This window comes from Limnohabitans sp. Hippo3 (assembly GCF_003063665.1).
Taxonomy (GTDB): Bacteria; Pseudomonadota; Gammaproteobacteria; order Burkholderiales; family Burkholderiaceae_C; genus Limnohabitans_A.
The window spans coordinates 1-19104 of sequence record NZ_NESF01000018.1 but is presented as its reverse complement, the minus strand read 5'-3'; the positions used below and the strand labels follow the sequence as shown (position 1 = coordinate 19104).

The window sequence follows — 19104 nt, the reverse complement described above, 5'->3', positions numbered from 1 at the left end:
CTCAGCTCGATTGGGTATATTCCACCGGCCGAAGCTGAGGTGAACTACTACCGGCAGCTAGCCGGAAAGAACGAGACAGAGGTCTCAACTTAAACCAACTGGCCTCCACGAAACCCGGGGCGATTCAAACAGCCAAGTCAAAAACACGGTTCATTGCGCTGTTGTGCGTCGTAACTGTGCTGAGGACTGGAGTTCGCCCCATCGTTTTGACACGCCACGTGCCAAATTTCTTCAGCTCTTCATAGCCAATGGTGTTGAGGTGATAGTTGCCAAAAAACGGAATGAGGTATTTTTTGGTGACTGTGATGTAGTCGTTGTAAACAGGCTTGCCATGCCCGCTGGCAATCTGTGCTTCCATTTCGTCTATTGCAAGCCGCGCAACTACGTCAAAGCGCTTGCTGGAAATTGGGATTTTTTCGTCAAACAGGAACCTTGCCCTGTCGTATGCCTCGCAGGCTGTCTGCGCCGCGTACTGCAAATTTTGCTGTTTGGTAGCCAGCCTGTGCCACTTCAAATCTTTCAGCTTGAAACGGGCTTGCCACTTTTTGCTGTCGCCGCGCTTGTAGAGGACAACTTCCCCACCCCTTGCGTGTGCCAAATTCTCAGATTTGAGGACGACATCAACTTTCACAAAGCAATACCTTTTTTGGTGTTATTACTTGCAGTTTATTGTCAAAAACAGAACCGTGCGACAGATTTCTGCCTGCACGTGGGAAAACACTGAGAGGGGCTGGATGGTTAGCAAGCCCTACAAGCACCCTACCCTCAGCGCCTTTAACGAGACGGACTAAGCGCCTTCTTTACCCCTGCTGTAGGGCTTTTTACGCTGTTGCAGACGTACGTGTGCCTTTTGGGGCTTTGTATATCAAACATGGTGGGGAGGGGGGGGGTAGCGTGAGGAGGGGATAACCACAGCTTTTGCTACCTAAGCGCACAAAGAACCGTGCGACAACTGTGCAATAGAAAAGCGTAGCACGTTTTCACGCGCTACGCTTGCTATTTGGTGGCCTGGGACGGAATCGAACCATCGACACGCGGATTTTCAATCCGCTGCTCTACCAACTGAGCTACCGGGCCGGAACAAAAATTATAGCAGAGCCAATGGGGTCTTTTTGAAGGAAGTTCAGACAAATCAAACGAGGCGCTTGCTGCGGGACAAATCAACGCCCAACTGCTTGAGTTTTCTGTAGAGGTGCGTACGCTCGAGACCCGTCTTTTCGGCCACCTTGGTCATGGAACCTGCTTCGTGGGCGAGATGGAACTCAAAATAGGCCTTCTCAAACGCATCGCGCGCTTCGCGAAGTGGGCGATCAAGGTCGAAGGTTTGCTGGACCGCCAGCGCCGCACCGATCGCTTCACCGTTTGCCAAAGCAGATGACAAGGTCACTGCTTGCGATGCCGAGGCGGAAGCCACCGCCTGCTTCACTTGGTCACGGGCCAGACCCTGCTCTACAGCGGTCAGCAGTTTTTGCAAGGTGATGGGTTTTTCCAGAAAGGCGTGCGCGCCAATCTTGACCGCATCAACCGCCGTATCGATGGTGGCGTGTCCGCTCATCATGATGACGGGCATATTGAGCAAGCCCGCCGTTGCCCACTCTTTCAAGAGGGTGACGCCATCGGTATCCGGCATCCAGATGTCCAACAGCACGAGATCGGGACGCATGCGCAGACGCACTTCACGTGCCATGGCTGCATTTTCGGCGAGTTCAACTTGATGCCCCTCGTCAAACAGGATTTCTGAGAGCAGGTCACGTATGCCCAGCTCATCGTCAACCACCAAAATATTTGCCATAGTGTCTGTCTTGTCTCTGTTCAATGGGCGGGCTGATGCGTGTTGCCCACCGTGGATTCCAGTGCGAATGATAACGAGACTTGCGCGCCTTTGATTTCGCCATCCTGCATCACATTGCCAAGCTCTATTTTGGCGGCATGTTCGTCGGCAATTTTCTTCACCACCGCCAACCCTAAACCGGTACCTTTGGCTTTGGTCGTGACATACGGTTCAAACGCACGCTTGAGAATATTGGGCTCAAAGCCGGTGCCTGTATCGGTCACGATCAAGCGAACCCTGTTCCGTGAAGCATGCCATTCGGTACGCAATCCCACCCGAGCGTCTTGTGGCACCACGCCTTTGACCTCACACGCGTCTTGTGCGTTTTGAAGCAGGTTGTGAATCACCTGCCTGAGCTGCTGCTCGTCACCCAAGATGGGCGGGCATGCAGGGTCCAGCGCAGTGATCACAGGCGCATATGGAATTTGATCGGCGGGTTCGTTGGTGTACAAGACCATCAAATCTGAAATCAGCGCATTGAGCTGCACAGGCTTCAGATCGGCCGAGGGCAGTCGGGCGTAGTCACGGAACTCGTTGACCAAGCGCTTCATGGCGTCCACCTGGTCCACGATGGTTTTAACCGATTTGTGGAGCACCGCATCGTCTTGCGCATCGAGCTTGCCAATCAGTTTGCGCTGCAGTCTCTCTGCAGACAGCTGTATCGGGGTCAGCGGATTCTTGATTTCATGGGCCAGGCGTCTGGCCACCTCACCCCAGGCTTGCGCGCGTTCTGCAGAAACGATTTCAGAAATGTCATCGAACACCAACAGGCGCATGCCATCCGGCAGCACAGCGCCACGGGCCAGCAAGGTCACAGCGGTTTCGGTCAAACCCTGGCCTGTGGCGTGGATCTCGAAGGATTTTTGCCAATGGTCCAGCTCGTGTGCATCCTTGTCCAAGCGCAACATCGCAAACTGATCCGCCACACCCTGGGCAAAACTTTCCAGCCCGGGCAATTGAGGCAAAGGCAAGCCTTGGTGTGCCGCCACGGGCACACGCAAGATGCGTGTTGCACCAGGGTTAGCCGACTGGATCACGCCCTGCGCGTCGAGCACCATGACGCCCGCCGTCAGGTTATCGAGGATGGTTTGCAAATTACCCCGCGCCGTGTCCAACTGCACCAGACTGCGCTGCACATGGGTTCTGGCGTCCAGCAGCTGCTGCGTCATGTCTGCAAAAGAGCGGGTCAAACCACCGAGTTCATCCTTGCCTTGCAAGGCCAGCTTGGGTGTCAGATCGCCAGAAGCCACCTGACGCATGCCGTGCGCCAGCAAAAGCAGCGGCCGCGCCAACTGATTGCCCAAGACCACGGCCAGCAAGATGGCTCCCAGCACCGCCAGAAACAAGCTGAGGGTCAAGGTGCCGATGTACATGCGGCGCAGGCCTTCGCGTGCAAGAGCCCGCTCTTGGTATTCACGATAGGCCGCCTGCACTTCCAGCGCGTTGTTGACCAACGTTGGCGGCAAGTCTTGCGTCACTTGAAGCAGGCGTCTGTCTTCGTCGAATGCGAGTCCTGTTTGAGGCAACAAGACCAGCACCTTGATGCGGCCCTTGTCACTGCCGGGCGTGGCTTCGTCAAAACCCTCGACCCATTCAACGCTGCCTTTTTGACGTGCATCCTTGAGTTGTTGAAGCGGGGGGCGTTCGGGGCGAATCTGGAATCGGGATTGACCGGCACTGGCCACCATGCGACCACTCGCCGTCCAGAGCACCGCATCACTGACACCGATCTGTTCCCGCATTTTTTCCAGCGCGATACCGGCACTCACATCGGGCACATCACTCAATTGCGTCGCAGCGACTCGGGCTTGCTTGGACAGGTCGGTGCTCAATGTGTCGAGTGTGGCCCGCCCCAGGTTCAAACCGGCCACCAACGCCGCCTCGACTTTCACGTCAAACCAGCTCTCGATCGAGCGCGAGACAAACTGGTAAGACACCACGTAGATCAGCACGCCTGGCACCACGCCCACCAGCGCAAAGATGCCTGCGAGCTTGACCAGCAATCGGGAGCCAAATTGACCACGCCTCAATCGCAACAGCAGTTTGACGGCGCCCCACAAGATGGTGATCAACAAACCACTGGCCACCACGGCGTTGATCAGTGCCAACCATTCGTAATTCTGGTTGTACCTTTCTCGATTGCCTGTGGCTTGGGTCATCAGCACCAGCAGGCCCAATCCAATCACCACCATCGCCAGTGCGCCCAGGCCAAGCAACCAGCGGCTGGCGCGCGATGCCCGCAGCGCCTGCATTTCCGACCGGTTGATCGACAGCCCCATCTCAGCGCACCATGTCTGCGGTCAGGCGCAACTGCCGCGCCACGGACACATTCCATTCGGACTGGTTGCCGGCAGCGATCTGGAAAGGCCTCGGCAACTGCGAAATGTCCAGCCGGAAACGGTAAGTCAGGTATTGACGCGCCTCCGCGTCCAGTTCGGCCATGTCAGCCACTTTCCAACCCGATTGCCGCCGAACCACATCCAAGGCTTCAGAGAGGGTCTCGAAATTTTGTGAGATGCTGCCCGCCAAGCCTGTGCCGGAAATCGGTTCGTTCGAGACGTTCAAGCGCCAACGCCGTGTCAAAGGCTGAAAAGCAAGCCGGTAATAACGGGTCGCTGCGCCCACTTTGCGGTCATACCAATACCAGCGGTCCCGCAAGACCTCGGCCTCGGCCACAAAATGCACCGCCAGCCCTTTGACCAAGGCGTCTTCGACAGCAGGTCCCAGCTCAAGTTTCAGCTGTGCCGTCAGGTACAGCGCTGCTTCACGCCGCTCGGCGCGCAACTCGGTCAGCTCCGCCGTGGAGCTTTGCGCCCAGGCAGAAGACGTGACAAACAGCCAGGCGCCCAAGGCCCAGCCACACCAGCGCCAAGGCTCAGCCCAGGCGCTTTTCCAGCAATGCGTAATAAAACCCGTCATGTTCACCCAGTGGATTGTGCTCGACTGGCAGGCTCCCCGGGTGCTGCCCGGGTATCAAATGCCCTGGAGAGGGCCGCATTAAGGCGTCGGTGTTGCGCTGAAGAAACGCTTGCACCGTCTCGTCGCCCTCGGCTTTGAAGACCGAACAAGTGCAATACAGCAGGCGCCCACCCGGCTTGACCAAGGGCCAAAGCGCTTTGAGCAGCGCTGCCTGGGTGCGGGCCAATTGTGCGCTGTCCGTGGGACGGCGCAGCCAGCGCACATCCGGGTGCCTGCGCACAATGCCCGAAGCCGTGCAAGGCGCGTCCAGCAAAACCGCGTCAAACAGCACGCCATCCCACCAGGATGCAGGCTCTCCAGCATCGGCCGCCTTTACTTGGGCGGGCAGCCCCAAACGCTGCAAATTCTGATGGATGCGCTCACAGCGCGCCGCGTCCACGTCCAGCGCCAGCACTTGCGCCTGGGGACAAACCTCGAGCAGATGCCCGGTTTTTCCACCCGGCGCGGCACAAGCGTCCAGAATTCGCCATGGTTTGGCGACATCCAGACCTAGCATCAACAGCGGCGCGGCCACTTGGGCCGCAGCGTCCTGCACCGAAACATGGCCCGCTGAAAAACCAGGCAACTGGTGCACGGGCACCGCCTTGACCAATTGCAAGCCTTGTGCACCCACTGGCTTGGACTGCAGCCCTATGGCTTGAAGTTGCTCTTGATAAGCGGCGACGGTGTGATGGCGGGTGTTCACCCGCAGAGTCATGGGCGCAGCCTGTTGTGCCTGCGTCAGGAGCAGCTGCCAATGCAAGGGGTGGTCTGTTTGCAAACGCTCCACCCACCAGCGTGGATGGTTCCATTGGGCCTGAAGGTCCGGGTTGGTTTGCAGAACCAAGGCCTCTCGTTCACGCATGAAGCGTCGCAAACAGGCGTTGATGAACCCGCTTTGAGCTTGGGTGCTCCTCTGCTTGCGCGCGGCTTCCACCGTCTGGTTGACCAATGTATGGATGGGGTAAGGCGCATCCTCATCGCGCCAGCACAAGGCCAGCGCAGCGCACAACAAAGCGTCTACCGCTGGCGGTGGCGTTTTGGCCGCCAAGCGCTCGCGCAAGGCCGTGGCACGCCCGAGTTGCCTGAGCACCTGAAAACTCAAAGCCTGCACACCTGGCCGCAACTCGTGTGGCACGCTGTCAAGCTGTGCAGTCAGCGACCGACCCTGACGTGTCGCCTGCACAGCCGCCGCCGTGGCTTGCAGCAGACGCCACAACGGTGCTGACTGAGCCGTTGTGCGGGGAGCCTGGGACGGGTCGTTTGCTGTCATCGTTGCTTTCAGGCGGGGCTCAAGCGGCCCCCATGGACAAATCCATCCGCATCGCGGGTTGAAGTTTCAAGCGCCTGGCCAGCCAGGAAGCTGGGCGCATGGCCAAGGCCTCGTTGTAGGCGACTGCGGCCACGTGGTAGGGGATGAGCGCTGCAGGCAGCGTCTGCCGCATGCGATTCAAGGCGATCTCCAGGTCCGGCTTGACCGCATCGTTTTCCGTTTGCAACATCCGTCGGATTTCGGCCACCACTTTTTGGTGCTGCACCAAAACCTGCTTTTGGCTTTCCGCATCGAGCGCTTGCAAACGCGCTTGGGACAAGGCTTCCAACAACTCATCGCACGCCGATTGCAGGGCTTGTAGATCATCGCCCCCCTCTGCCCCAGCCATGGACTGTCGGGCGGCAATGCCGCCTTGCATGCGAACCACCAGACGCAGCCAAACCGCATCGACACTGCTCCATTGCCGAACCACCTCGGCACGCAAACGCACCAGACGGTTGTGTGCGCCCACCGCCCAAAACACAGCGATGGCCAGCAGCAGACCCAAAATCAACGCCCCCATGCTGTCACCTCTTTCCATTCCTCGCCATAAAAACAGCCCCTGACCGCCAAACGGTGCAGGGGCTGTTCACGTTGTTCACCGGATGAAGGGTGAACGCGTCACTCAGGCAGCTTCGCCTGCATCGGTGACGGTGTCTTCGGTCGCAGGACCCGCCAGATCGGCGGCCTCAGCGTCTGCAATGGCACGACGCTCGGCGTCGTCCATGGCGTCCTTGACCTTGCGGGCCTGGTGGTAAGCCAAGCCGGTACCGGCAGGAATCAAGCGGCCCACGATCACGTTTTCCTTCAGACCACGCAGCTCGTCGCGCTTGCCCATGATGGCCGCCTCTGTCAACACACGGGTCGTTTCCTGGAAGGAAGCGGCCGAGATGAACGAGTCGGTCGACAAGGAAGCCTTCGTGATACCCAGCAGCAAGTTGCTGAAAGTCGCGGGAATCTTGCCTTCACGCAGCAGCGCATCGTTGGTGTTGAGCATTTCGGAGCGCTCCACCTGCTCACCGGAGATGTAGTTGGAGTCACCGACACTCTCGACCACCACACGACGCAACATCTGACGAACAATCACTTCAATGTGCTTGTCGTTGATCTTCACGCCTTGCAAACGGTACACGTCCTGCACTTCGTCCACGATGTAGCGGGCCAGCTCTTCGATGCCCAACAGACGCAAGATGTCTTGTGGGTCGGCCGGGCCGTCCACAATGCTCTCGCCCTTGTTGACCACTTGGCCTTCGTGCACCAGGATGTTCTTCTCTTTGGGGATCAGTTCATCCCAGACCTTGCCTTCAGGGTCGGTGATCTGCAAGCGGACCTTGCCTTTGGTTTCCTTGCCGAACGACACGGTACCGGTGATCTCGGCCAGCATGCCCTTGTCTTTGGGGGTGCGGGCTTCGAACAGTTCGGCCACACGGGGCAAACCGCCGGTGATGTCTCGTGTCTTCTGACCTTCGACCGGGATACGGGCCAGCACTTCGCCTGGGCCCACGTCCATGCCGTCGCGCACCTGGATCAGTGAGCCGATCTGGAAACCAATCGTCACCGAGTGGTCGGTACCGGGGATCTTGACTTCTTTGCCTTGCGCGTCGATCAGTTTGACCTGGGGGCGGACGACCTTGGCCGCGCCACGGCGCTTGGGGTCAATGACCACCAAGGTGGACAAACCCGTGACTTCGTCGAGCTGCTTGGCCACGGTCAAGCCTTCTTCGATGTTCTCGAACTTCACCTGACCGGCGAATTCCGTGATGATCGGGCGGGTCAATGGGTCCCAGTTGGCCAAAATGGTGCCGGCCTTGATGGTCTGGTCGGCCTTGACGGACAAGATGGCACCGTAAGGCACCTTGTGACGCTCACGCTCACGGCCATGCTCGTGGATCACGATTTCGCCAGAACGGGAAATCACCACCAGCTCGCCCTTGGAGTTGGTCACATAGCGCATCGTGGCATTGAAGCCGATGATGCCGTTGGACTTGGCTTCCACGCTAGAAGCCACCGCTGCACGCGAAGCCGCACCACCGATGTGGAAAGTCCGCATGGTCAGCTGCGTGCCAGGTTCGCCAATCGACTGAGCGGCAATCACACCCACGGCTTCGCCGTTGTTCACCAGACCACCACGGCCCAAATCGCGGCCATAGCACTTGGCGCACAAACCAAAGCGGGTCTCGCAAGTCAATGCGGTACGGACCTTGACTTCGTCGACGCCAGCGGCTTCGAGTTCGTCGATCAGGTCTTCCTCGAGCATCACGCCCGCAGCAGCCAGAACAGCACGTGTTTCGGGGTGCAACACATCTTCGGCCACGGTGCGGCCCAGGATACGGTCGCGCAGCGATTCGATCACTTCACCACCTTCAACGATCGCGCGCATCAGCGAGCCATCCGAAGTGCCGCAATCGAGCTCGGTCACCACCAAGTCTTGGGTCACATCCACCAGACGACGGGTCAGGTAACCCGAGTTGGCAGTCTTCAAAGCCGTGTCGGCCAGACCCTTACGGGCACCGTGTGTCGAGATGAAGTACTGCAACACGTTCAGGCCTTCACGGAAGTTCGCCGTGATGGGGGTCTCGATGATGGAGCCGTCAGGTTTGGCCATCAGGCCACGCATACCGGCCAGCTGGCGAATCTGCGCTGCAGAACCGCGGGCACCGGAGTCGGCCATCATGTAAATCGAGTTGAACGATTCCTGATCGACTTCCTTGCCGTGACGGTCAATGGTCTTTTCCTTGCGCAGCTGGTCCATCATCACCTTGGAAACGACGTCACCGGCTTTGCCCCAGATGTCCACCACCTTGTTGTAGCGCTCGCCAGCGGTCACGAGACCAGAGACGTATTGCTGCTCGATGTCGCGGACTTCTTTTTCGGCGGCTTCGATGATGGCGGGCTTCTCAGGCGGCACCAGCATGTCGTCGATGCCGATCGAGATGCCGGCGCGTGTGGCCAGACGGAAACCGTTTTGCAACAGTTTGTCGGCAAACACCACGGTCTCTTTCAGACCGCACTTGCGGAACGATGTGTTGATCAGCTTGGAGATTTCCTTTTTCTTCAGCGCCTTGTTCAGGTTGCTGAAGGGCAGGCCCTTGGGCAGGATCTCGGACAGCAAGGCGCGGCCCACGGTGGTTTCCACCATCGACACCGACGGGATGAATTCACCGGTGGCTTTGTCCTTGGTCCATTCGGTCATGCGAACGTTGATCTTGGCGGTCAACTCCACGGCACCGGCGTCCAGAGCACGCTGCACTTCACCGATGTCGGAGAAGATCAGGCCTTCACCTTTGGCATTGATGCGGTCGCGGGTCGCGTAGTACAGACCCAGCACCACGTCCTGCGAAGGAACAATGGAAGGCTCGCCCGAAGCGGGGAACAGGATGTTGTTCGAAGCCAGCATCAGGGTGCGGGCTTCCATCTGGGCTTCCACCGACAGGGGCACGTGAACGGCCATCTGGTCACCGTCGAAGTCGGCGTTGAAGGCCGCGCAAACGAGGGGGTGCAACTGAATGGCTTTGCCTTCGATCAGCAAGGGCTCAAACGCCTGGATACCCAAACGGTGCAGCGTCGGCGCACGGTTGAGCATCACGGGGTGCTCTTTGATGACCTCTTCCAGGATGTCCCACACCACCGGGGTGCCGGCTTCGACTTCTTTCTTGGCGGCCTTGATGGTGGTCGCGATGCCCATGGCTTCGAGACGCGCAAAGATAAAGGGCTTGAACAACTCAATCGCCATCAACTTGGGCAGACCGCACTGGTGCAGCTTGAGGGTTGGGCCCACGGTGATCACGGAACGACCGGAGTAGTCCACGCGCTTGCCCAGCAAGTTCTGACGGAAACGACCACTCTTGCCCTTGATCATGTCGGCCAAGGACTTCAGAGCACGCTTGTTGGCGCCGGTCATGGCCTTGCCACGGCGGCCGTTGTCCAGCAAGCTGTCCACGGCTTCCTGCAGCATCCGCTTTTCGTTGCGCGCAATGATCTCTGGGGCCTTGAGCTCGAGCAGGCGACGCAGACGGCTATTGCGGTTGATGACGCGGCGGTAGAGGTCGTTGAGGTCGGAGGTCGCAAAGCGGCCACCGTCCAGCGGCACCAGCGGACGCAGGTCCGGTGGCAACACGGGCAGCACTTCGAGCACCATCCAGCCAGGCTTGATGCCCGACTTCTTGAAGGCCTCCAGCACTTTGAGGCGCTTGGAGTTTTTCTTGACCTTCAATTCGGAACCAGTCAGATCGCCACGCAGACGTTCGATCTCGCTTTCGATGTCGATGCCTTCGAGCAACTCGCGGATGCCTTCGGCGCCCATCTTGGCGGTGAATTCGTCACCGTATTCTTTGACTTTGGCGTCGTAGTCATCCTCGGACATGATGCTGAATTTCTTCAACGGGGTCATGCCGGGGTCGGTCACCACGTAAGCTTCAAAGTAAAGCACGCGCTCGATGTCGCGCAGCGTCATGTCGAGCACCAGGCCCAGACGCGAAGGCAGCGACTTCAGGAACCAGATGTGGGCGCAAGGCGCGGCCAGGTCGATGTGGCCCATGCGCTCGCGACGCACTTTGGTCTGTGTGACTTCAACGCCGCACTTCTCGCAGATCACGCCACGGTGCTTGAGGCGTTTGTACTTGCCGCACAGGCATTCGTAGTCTTTGATGGGGCCAAAAATCTTGGCGCAAAACAGACCATCGCGCTCAGGCTTGAAGGTACGGTAGTTGATGGTTTCCGGCTTTTTCACTTCGCCGAAAGACCACGAACGGATCTTCTCGGGCGATGCCAGACCGATGCGGATGGCATCGAAGTGGTCATCGGGCGTGAACTGCTTGAACAGGTCGAGTAGTGATTTCATGGTTTGAATCCTTTGCCTGTGAATTAAGAACGCTCGAGCTCGATGTCAAGGCCCAGCGAACGGATTTCCTTGACCAGCACGTTGAACGACTCGGGCATGCCCGCTTCGATGGAGTGTTCGCCTTTGACGATGCTCTCGTACACCTTGGTACGGCCTTGCACGTCGTCCGACTTGACGGTGAGCATCTCTTGCAGAACATAAGAAGCGCCATAGGCTTCGAGCGCCCACACTTCCATCTCACCAAAACGCTGTCCACCGAACTGCGCTTTACCACCCAGCGGCTGCTGCGTGACCAAGCTGTAAGGACCGGTCGAGCGGGCGTGCATCTTGTCGTCCACCAGGTGGTGCAACTTCAGGAAGTGCATGTAGCCAATGGTGGTGGGACGGTCAAAGGCATCGCCCGTGCGACCGTCGAACAAGTTCGCTTGTGTGCGTGTGGCTGTCAGACCTTTGGCCTTGGCCAAGTCATCGGGGTAAGCCAGGTGCAACATCGCGCGGATTTCTTCTTCGGCTGCACCGTCGAACACGGGCGTGGCGAAGGGGAAACCTTCTTTGAGGTTGTCGGCCATGGCCAACACTTCATCGTCCGTCAGCTGCGACAAGTCTTCCTTGCGGCCCATGCTGTTGTACAACTGCTCGAACAGCTTGCGCAGCTCGGCAATCTTTTCCAGACGCTGGCTTTCGGCTTGCAGCATGTTGCCAATGCGCTGACCAATGCCCTTGCCTGCCCAGCCCAGGTGGACTTCCAGCACCTGACCCACGTTCATGCGCGAAGGCACGCCCAACGGGTTCAGCACGATGTCGGCAGGTGTGCCGTCGGCCATGTAAGGCATGTCTTCGACAGGCACGATCTTGGAGACCACACCCTTGTTGCCGTGACGGCCGGCCATCTTGTCGCCAGGCTGCAAGCGGCGTTTGACGGCCAGATACACCTTGACCATTTTGAGCACGCCAGCTGGCAACTCGTCGCCTTGTGTGAGCTTCTTGCGCTTTTCTTCGAACGACAAGTCGAAGCTGTGGCGGGTCTGCTCCAGCGAGTTCTTGATCGACTCGAGCTGCATGGCCACATCGTCTTCTGCAGGACGAATGTCGAACCAGTGGAACTTCTCGACCGAGGCCATGTAGGCCTTGTCGATCTTGGTGCCTTTGGCCAGCTTTTGAGGACCACCGTTGGCCACACGGCCCACCAGCAGTTTCTCAATGCGGTCAAATGCGTCGGCTTCCACAATGCGCAGCTGGTCGTTCAAGTCCAGACGGAAACGCTTGAGTTCGTCGTCAATGATCTGCTGGGCACGTTTGTCGCGCTGAATGCCTTCGCGGGTAAAGACCTGCACGTCGATCACAGTGCCTTGCGAGCCCTGGTCCACGCGCAGCGAGGTGTCTTTCACGTCGGACGCCTTCTCGCCGAAGATGGCGCGCAGCAGCTTCTCTTCAGGGGTGAGGGTCGTTTCGCCCTTGGGCGTGACCTTGCCCACCAGTACGTCGCCGGGCTGCACTTCGGCACCCACGTAGATGATGCCGGAGTCGTCGAGGCGACCCAGCTGCTGCTCGGACAGGTTGGGGATGTCGCGTGAAATTTCTTCAGCGCCCAACTTGGTGTCGCGGGCCATGACCACGAGTTCTTCGATGTGGATCGAGGTGTAGCGGTCTTCGGCCACCACGCGCTCGCTGATCAAGATCGAGTCTTCGAAGTTGTAGCCGTTCCAGGGCATGAAGGCGATCAGCATGTTCTGACCAATGGCGATTTCGCCCAGGTCGGTCGATGCGCCGTCGGCGATCACATCACCCTTGGCCAGCTTGTCACCACGCTTGACAATGGGGCGCTGGTGGATGTTGGTGTTCTGGTTGGAACGCTGGTATTTGATCAGGTTGTAGATGTCCACACCGACTTCACCTGCCACCGCCTCTGCGTCGTTGACGCGGATCACGATGCGGGTTGCGTCCACATAGTCCACGATGCCGCCACGCGTGGCAGTTACCACAGTGCCGGAGTCGACCGCTGCGACGCGCTCGATACCGGTACCGACCATGGGCTTTTCAGGGCGCAGCACAGGCACGGCCTGACGCGACATGTTGGCGCCCATCAAAGCGCGGTTGGCGTCATCGTGCTCGAGGAACGGCACCAACGATGCGGCCACGGACACGATCTGGGCGGGCGACACGTCCATGTACTGGATGCGCTCGGCACCACACAGGATGGATTCGCCTTTTTCACGGGCAGAAACCAGGTCACCGGTCAGCTTGCCATCCTTGTCCAAGGCCGCATTGGCCTGGGCAATGACGTATTTGCCTTCTTCGATGGCCGACAGGTAGTCGATGTCCATCGTGACTTTGCCATCGACCACGCGGCGGTAGGGGGTTTCGATGAAACCGTACTCGTTCAGTCGGGCGTACAACGCCAGCGAGTTGATCAGACCGATGTTCGGGCCTTCGGGTGTTTCAATCGGGCACACACGACCGTAGTGGGTCACGTGCACGTCGCGCACTTCAAAGCCTGCACGCTCGCGGGTCAAACCACCTGGGCCCAAGGCCGACACGCGGCGCTTGTGGGTGATCTCGGCCAGCGGGTTGGTCTGGTCCATGAACTGCGACAGTTGCGAAGCACCGAAGAACTCTTTCAGGGCTGCAGAAATCGGCTTGGAGTTGATCAGGTCGTGCGGCATGAGCGGCTCTTGCTCGGCCTGACCCAAACGCTCTTTGACGGCTTTTTCGATGCGCGCCAAACCGGTGCGGTACTGGTTCTCGGCCAATTCGCCGACGCAACGCACGCGGCGGTTGCCCAGGTGATCGATGTCATCGACTTCGCCGTTGCCGTTGCGCAAGTCCACCAGGATCTTGACCACGGCGAGGATGTCCTCGTTGGTCAGCACCATGGGGCCTGTGGAGTCGGGGCGACCCACGCGGGCGTTGAACTTCATGCGACCCACGCGCGACAGGTCGTAGGTGTCGGGGTTGTAGAACAAGCGCTGGAACAGGGCTTGCACAGCGTCTTCTGTCGGTGGCTCGCCAGGGCGCATCATGCGGTAGATGGCCACGCGGGCAGCGAATTCGTCCACGGTTTCGTCGATGCGCAGGGTTTGCGAGATGTACGCGCCCTGATCGAGTTCGTTCGTGTAGATGCAAGGCAGGTCCTGCACACCGGCGCTGCGCAGCTTTTTCAGCAAGGCTTCGGTCAACTCTTCGTTGGCCTTGGCAATGATTTCACCGGTGTCGGCATCAACGATGCTGCGAGCGACCACGCGGCCGATCAGGAAATCTTCGGGCACGCTGATGTGCGTGGTACCCGATTGCTCGAGTTCACGGGTATGGCGCACAGTGATGCGCTTGTCTTTGGCCACCACCACCTTGCCGGATTTGTCGGTGATGTCGAAACGGGCCACTTCACCGCGCAGACGCTCGGCCACAAATTCCATTTGTGCGCCACTGTCCATCAAGCGGAAGTTGTCGTTGACAAAGAAGTTCGCCAGGATGGATTCGGGGGTCAGGCCGATGGCCTTGAGCAGAATCGACACCGGCATCTTGCGGCGACGGTCCACACGGAAGTACAGGATGTCTTTCGGGTCGAATTCGAAGTCGAGCCAAGAGCCGCGGTAAGGAATGATGCGTGCCGAAAACAGCAGCTTGCCCGAGCTGTGGGTCTTGCCCTTGTCGTGCTCGAAGAACACACCAGGCGAGCGGTGCAACTGGGACACGATCACACGCTCGGTGCCGTTGATGATGAAAGAGCCTTTGTCGGTCATCAAGGGCACTTCGCCCATGTAGACCTCTTGCTCCTTGACTTCCTTGACCACTTTGTTTTGCGAGGTCGAAGAGTCACGGTCGTAAATGATGAGTTGCACACGGGCACGCACAGCCGACGAGAAAGTCAGACCACGGGTCTGGCACTCGCGCACGTCAAACGCAGGTTTGGCCAGGTTGTACTCGACGAACTTCATCTCCACAAAACCATTGTGGGACACGATCGGGAAGGCCGCCTCGAATGCGGCCTGCAGGCCTTCGTGTGTGCGTTTGGATGGAACCACCCCCGCCTGCAAGAAGGACGTGTAAGCGTCTTTTTGCATTTGCAGCAGGTAAGGAACTTCGAGCACGCTTTCGCGGCTGCCGAAACTTTTGCGGATTCGCTTGCGTTCGGTGTATGAATAGGCCATGAGATCTCCGGGCTTGATCTTTCAGAACTGTATGTTGAGCGAGCTGTTGCACTCTCTCAACGGGCTTGGCGGCTGGCCTCTACCAGCGTTGGCGGACGATTGCGCATTGCACGCAACCCGAACCAAGGGTCTTCTGCAGTCGGGTCAGAAAACACTGGAAAGTAGACTTATTCAAATCCACTTTCCGGTGTTTCGCTAAAACACTGAAAAACAGCTCAACAATGGCTGCTTTTCGGTGTGCTCTTCAAGCACCAAAGGCTGGAGGCCCTTGCGGGCACTCCAGCCTTGGAACAAAACCGAATTACTTGAGTTCGGCCTTGGCGCCGGCTTCTTCCAGCTTCTTCTTGGCTGCTTCAGCGTCAGCTTTTGGCAGGCCTTCTTTGACAGCCTTGGGAGCGCCGTCCACCAGGTCTTTGGCTTCTTTCAAGCCCAGACCGGTGATTTCGCGCACAGCCTTGATCACAGACACTTTGTTGGCGCCAGCTTCGACCAGAACGACGTTGAAGTCGGTCTTCTCTTCAGCGGCAGCACCACCGGCGGCAGCGCCACCAGCAGCAGGAGCGGCCATAGCAGCAGCGCTCACACCAAACTTCTCTTCGATGGCTTTCACCAGCTCGTTGAGTTCCATGACCGTCATGCTGTCCAGCGCGGTCAAAAATGCGTCTTTATCGAATGCCATTTTGATTTCCTAACAATTGGTTAAAACACGAACACTGGCCTTAAGCGGCAACAGCTTCGCCTTCGCCTTTTTTGGCCGCCAGAGCGCCCAACACCACGGCGGTGCGGGACATTGGCGACATCAGCAAGCCACACAACTGAGCCAGCAACACTTCTTTCGAAGGAATGTTGGCCAATTGCTTAACGCCGTTCACGTCCAAGGCTTTGCCTGCAAATGCACCTGCGCGAATGACCAACTTGTCGTTGGTTTTCGCAAAGTCGGCCACCACTTTCGCGGCGGCCACTGCATCTTCAGAGAAGCCATAGATCAGCGGACCGGTCATCTGGTCGGCGACAACTTCAAACTGCGTACCTGTCACAGCACGGCGAGCCAAGGTGTTTTTCAACACGCTCAGCGAAACGCCGAGGCTGCGTGCTTTGACGCGCAGGTTGGTCATGTCAGCGACCGTGATACCACGGTATTCCGCCATCACAAGCGTTTGAGCTTTAGCGGCGAGGTCGGTCACTTCGGTGATGACCGCTTCTTTCTCACTGCGATTCAGACTCAAGGTCTACTCCTTTGTATGTGTTGTTCGGGTTGCCCCTTAAACACGCCTATTTGCAGCGACCAACTGTTTTGGATCTTCATCCATCTGCAGCGGGATCGCCATCTGCGTTGGCCCAAAACTTCAAGAACCCTTGAGGTTTTGTTGATTAAGCACACGGGATGTGCACCAACGGTCTTGGATGGCCCGTTGATCTTTTACAAGATCAGCGGCCCACCACATTGAGACAGACTCTCGTCCGTCTCAAATTCTTGCCATCAAGCTGCGATGGATTGTGTGTCGACGCGAACGCCCACACCCATGGTCGAAGACACGGCCACTTTGCGCAGGTAAACACCTTTGCTGGTTGCAGGCTTGGCTTTGACCAAGGCTTCCACCAGCGCAGCCAAGTTGCCTTGCAACTTGTCGGTGTCGAACGAACGACGACCGATGGTGCCGTGCACGATACCGGCTTTGTCCACACGGAATTGCACTTGACCGGCTTTGGCGTTCTTGACAGCCGTGGCCACATCAGGGGTAACAGTGCCGACTTTGGGGTTGGGCATCAGGCCACGTGGGCCCAAAATTTGACCCAAAGTACCCACAACGCGCATCGCGTCAGGCGCAGCAATCACCACGTCGAAAGGCATATCGCCAGCTTTCACACGGGCAGCCAGATCGTCCATGCCGACCACGTCGGCACCAGCGGCCTTGGCTTCTTCAGCCTTGGCGCCTTGGGCGAACACAGCCACACGGGCGGTTTTGCCGGTGCCGTTGGGCAACACGACAGCGCCACGGACCACTTGGTCGGATTTCTTGGCATCGATGCCCAGCTGCACAGCCACGTCGATGGACTCATCGAATTTGGCAGTTGCGCACTCTTTGACGATGGTCAAGGCGTCGGCCAATGGGTACAGCTTCAAGCTGTCCACTTTGCCAGCAAGGGCTTTTTGTTTTTTGGCGAGCTTGGACATTTACACACCCTCCACATTCACGCCCATGGAACGGGCAGTACCAGCGATGGTGCGAACGGCTGCATCCAGATCGGCGGCAGTCAGGTCCTTCATCTTGGTTTTGGCGATTTCTTCCAGTTGAGCGCGGGTGATCTTGCCGACCTTTTCCAGACCTGGCTTGGTCGAAGCCTTGTCGATCTTGATGGACTTCTTGATCAAGGTTGCTGCAGGTGGCGTCTTGATGATGAAGGTGAAGGATTTGTCTGCAAACGCTGTGATGACCACAGGCAATGGCAGGCCCGGCTCAACGCCTTGGGTCTGGGCGTTGAACGCCTTGCAGAATTCCATGATGTTCAAACCACGCTGGCCCAGTGCAGGACCAATGGGCGGTGATGGATTGGCTTTACCAGCTGGCACTTGCAGCTTGATGAAGCCGACGATTTTTTTCGCCATGCTTTTCTCCTTGCGGGTTGTAACGCTTTGGACCATCAGGCCCTCGGCTCCCCGGGGTTAACGACTCTGAAATATTGCCGGGCACCGAGTCGGTAAGTGCCTGACAGAATTTTTTAAACCGATCAGGTCTTTTCGACTTGACCGAATTCCAACTCAACGGGGGTGGCGCGACCAAAAATGGTGACGGACACACGCATCTTGTTGCGCTCGTAATTGACTTCTTCGACCGTGCCGTTGAAGTCAGTGAAAGGGCCTTCCTTGACGCGGATGTATTCACCCACCTCGAACTCCACCTTGTGACGTGGTTTGTCCGTGCCTTCTTGCATCTGGCTCACGATTTTCTGAACATCTGCTTCAGAAATTGGCGCGGGGCGGTTCTTAGCGCCACCCACAAAACCCGTCACCTTGTTGGTGTGCTTGACCAAGTGCCAAGTCTCATCGTCCATCACCATTTCCACCAGCACATAGCCGGGGAAAAACTTGCGCTCGGTGGTGCGTTTTTGACCGTTTTTGACTTCGACCACTTCTTCGGTGGGCACCAAAATACGACCAAATTTGGACTCCATGCCCGAACGGGCGATGCGCTCAATGATGTTGCGCTCGACGGCTTTTTCCATGCCCGAATAGGCATGAACCACGTACCACTTCAGGTCCGGGTTGGTCGAGGAGCCCGCCATTGGGGCGTTGACTACAGCATCGTTCATTATTTTTTCCACCCAAGAATCAGATCGTAGAAAACCCATTCCAGAGTTTTGTCGGTGAGCCACAAGAACAAAGCCATCACCACCACAAAGGCAAAGACATAAGCCGTGATCTGCATGGCCTCTTTACGCTCGGGCCAGACCACCTTTTTGACTTCGCGAACAGCATCGCGGCCGAAAGCCACCAATTGACGTCCGGACTCGGAGGTGAAAAACACCGCCACGCTGGCAGCCAAACCTGCGAGCAGCCCCGCCCATTGCGCCAAGCTGCCTTTACCAGCCAACATGTAGAAGGCCACCAATGCGGCAATGACCAATGCGCCAGCCAATGCCAGACGCATCTTGTCACCAGCAGCATTCACAGTTTGAACTTCAGTCGTTGCCATACGGCTTGAAACCTTTGTTGAGCCTTCGCTCATGAAGACTCTTATCAGACAAGGAAGCCCGCTAGTGTCTAGCGGGCTTGAAAATCCACCTTTTCAGGTGGCAGGGGCAGTAGGAATCGAACCTACAACCTTCGGTTTTGGAGACCGACGCTCTGCCAATTGAGCTATACCCCTACTTGAACCTCTTTAAGCGATGATCTTGGCAACCACGCCAGCGCCGACGGTACGGCCACCTTCGCGGATAGCGAAACGCAGACCTTCTTCCATCGCGATGGGGTTGATCAGCTTCACAGTGATCGACACGTTGTCACCTGGCATCA

Annotated in this window: 14 protein-coding genes, 2 tRNA genes and 1 pseudogene; all 17 read right to left on the bottom strand. The window is 57.9% G+C overall.

The genetic code is table 11. From position 1 onward, the window contains the following. Window positions 1-124 precede the first annotated feature (124 nt). On the bottom strand, window positions 125-631 hold the full coding sequence (locus B9Z34_RS13975) for a site-specific recombinase (protein ID WP_146179671.1): 507 nt from the start codon (window positions 629-631) through the stop codon (window positions 125-127). Between the two features lie 370 nt (window positions 632-1001). Further along, window positions 1002-1077: transfer RNA gene (locus B9Z34_RS13970), tRNA-Phe, on the bottom strand. Between the two features lie 55 nt (window positions 1078-1132). After that, entirely contained in the window at window positions 1133-1792 is a 660-nt protein-coding gene (locus B9Z34_RS13965) for a response regulator (RefSeq protein ID WP_108428722.1), read from the bottom strand. Window positions 1793-1812: 20 nt separating this feature from the next. Continuing rightward, window positions 1813-4110 carry an ATP-binding protein gene (locus B9Z34_RS13960; RefSeq protein ID WP_108428721.1) on the bottom strand — a complete coding sequence of 766 codons (2298 nt, stop codon included), beginning with the start codon at window positions 4108-4110 and terminating at the stop codon, window positions 1813-1815. 1 nt (window position 4111) lies between these two features. Continuing rightward, window positions 4112-4750, bottom strand: coding sequence for a DUF4390 domain-containing protein (locus tag B9Z34_RS13955; protein ID WP_108428720.1), 639 nt, complete (start codon window positions 4748-4750; stop codon window positions 4112-4114). Further along, window positions 4707-6062, bottom strand: coding sequence for a 16S rRNA (cytosine(967)-C(5))-methyltransferase RsmB (rsmB, locus tag B9Z34_RS13950; RefSeq protein WP_108428719.1), 1356 nt, complete (start codon window positions 6060-6062; stop codon window positions 4707-4709). Before rsmB ends, B9Z34_RS13955 begins: the two co-directional genes overlap by 44 nt. Before the next feature lie 19 nt (window positions 6063-6081). Further along, window positions 6082-6624: a LemA family protein gene (locus tag B9Z34_RS13945; RefSeq protein WP_146179670.1), complete on the bottom strand. Its 543-nt coding sequence runs from the start codon at window positions 6622-6624 to the stop codon at window positions 6082-6084. 102 nt (window positions 6625-6726) lie between these two features. Next, window positions 6727-10941, bottom strand: a complete 4215-nt coding sequence (rpoC, locus tag B9Z34_RS13940; protein WP_108428717.1) for a DNA-directed RNA polymerase subunit beta' — start codon at window positions 10939-10941, stop codon at window positions 6727-6729. Between the two features lie 23 nt (window positions 10942-10964). Continuing rightward, complete coding sequence (gene rpoB / locus B9Z34_RS13935; protein WP_108428716.1) at window positions 10965-15089, bottom strand: DNA-directed RNA polymerase subunit beta; 4125 nt, start codon at window positions 15087-15089, stop codon at window positions 10965-10967. A 301-nt stretch (window positions 15090-15390) separates the two neighbouring features. Further along, a complete protein-coding gene (gene rplL, locus B9Z34_RS13925) occupies window positions 15391-15768 on the bottom strand; it encodes a 50S ribosomal protein L7/L12 (protein ID WP_108428714.1) in 378 nt (125 codons plus the stop codon). A 40-nt stretch (window positions 15769-15808) separates the two neighbouring features. Next, a complete protein-coding gene (gene rplJ / locus B9Z34_RS13920; protein ID WP_108428713.1) occupies window positions 15809-16315 on the bottom strand; it encodes a 50S ribosomal protein L10 in 507 nt (168 codons plus the stop codon). A gap of 254 nt (window positions 16316-16569) precedes the next feature. After that, window positions 16570-17265: a 50S ribosomal protein L1 gene (gene rplA, locus B9Z34_RS13915; protein ID WP_108428712.1), complete on the bottom strand. Its 696-nt coding sequence runs from the start codon at window positions 17263-17265 to the stop codon at window positions 16570-16572. Further along, a complete protein-coding gene (gene rplK, locus B9Z34_RS13910) occupies window positions 17266-17697 on the bottom strand; it encodes a 50S ribosomal protein L11 (protein WP_062407242.1) in 432 nt (143 codons plus the stop codon). A gap of 122 nt (window positions 17698-17819) precedes the next feature. Further along, on the bottom strand, window positions 17820-18401 hold the full coding sequence (gene nusG, locus B9Z34_RS13905; RefSeq protein WP_108285878.1) for a transcription termination/antitermination protein NusG: 582 nt from the start codon (window positions 18399-18401) through the stop codon (window positions 17820-17822). After that, the gene (gene secE, locus B9Z34_RS13900) at window positions 18401-18784 is read right to left on the bottom strand and encodes a preprotein translocase subunit SecE (protein ID WP_108428711.1); all 384 of its coding nucleotides are present in this window, start codon (window positions 18782-18784) and stop codon (window positions 18401-18403) included. Before secE ends, nusG begins: the two co-directional genes overlap by 1 nt. Before the next feature lie 98 nt (window positions 18785-18882). Further along, window positions 18883-18958, bottom strand: a tRNA-Trp gene (locus B9Z34_RS13895). A gap of 12 nt (window positions 18959-18970) precedes the next feature. After that, a pseudogene (locus tag B9Z34_RS13890) lies at window positions 18971-19104 on the bottom strand (elongation factor Tu); the annotation flags it as partial.

Bases quoted from the DNA above. Each gene is read 5' to 3' on its own strand.
- B9Z34_RS13965 (WP_108428722.1), bottom strand. From the start codon at position 1,792: ATGGCAAATATTTTGGTGGTTGACGATGAGCTGGGCATACGTGACCTG.
- B9Z34_RS13960 (WP_108428721.1), bottom strand. From the start codon at position 4,110: ATGGGGCTGTCGATCAACCGGTCGGAAATGCAGGCGCTGCGGGCATCG.
- B9Z34_RS13955 (WP_108428720.1), bottom strand. From the start codon at position 4,750: ATGACGGGTTTTATTACGCATTGCTGGAAAAGCGCCTGGGCTGAGCCT.
- rsmB (WP_108428719.1), bottom strand. From the start codon at position 6,062: ATGACAGCAAACGACCCGTCCCAGGCTCCCCGCACAACGGCTCAGTCA.
- B9Z34_RS13945 (WP_146179670.1), bottom strand. From the start codon at position 6,624: ATGGGGGCGTTGATTTTGGGTCTGCTGCTGGCCATCGCTGTGTTTTGG.
- rpoC (WP_108428717.1), bottom strand. From the start codon at position 10,941: ATGAAATCACTACTCGACCTGTTCAAGCAGTTCACGCCCGATGACCAC.
- rpoB (WP_108428716.1), bottom strand. From the start codon at position 15,089: ATGGCCTATTCATACACCGAACGCAAGCGAATCCGCAAAAGTTTCGGC.
- rplL (WP_108428714.1), bottom strand. From the start codon at position 15,768: ATGGCATTCGATAAAGACGCATTTTTGACCGCGCTGGACAGCATGACG.
- rplA (WP_108428712.1), bottom strand. From the start codon at position 17,265: ATGTCCAAGCTCGCCAAAAAACAAAAAGCCCTTGCTGGCAAAGTGGAC.
- rplK (WP_062407242.1), bottom strand. From the start codon at position 17,697: ATGGCGAAAAAAATCGTCGGCTTCATCAAGCTGCAAGTGCCAGCTGGT.
- nusG (WP_108285878.1), bottom strand. From the start codon at position 18,401: ATGAACGATGCTGTAGTCAACGCCCCAATGGCGGGCTCCTCGACCAAC.
- secE (WP_108428711.1), bottom strand. From the start codon at position 18,784: ATGGCAACGACTGAAGTTCAAACTGTGAATGCTGCTGGTGACAAGATG.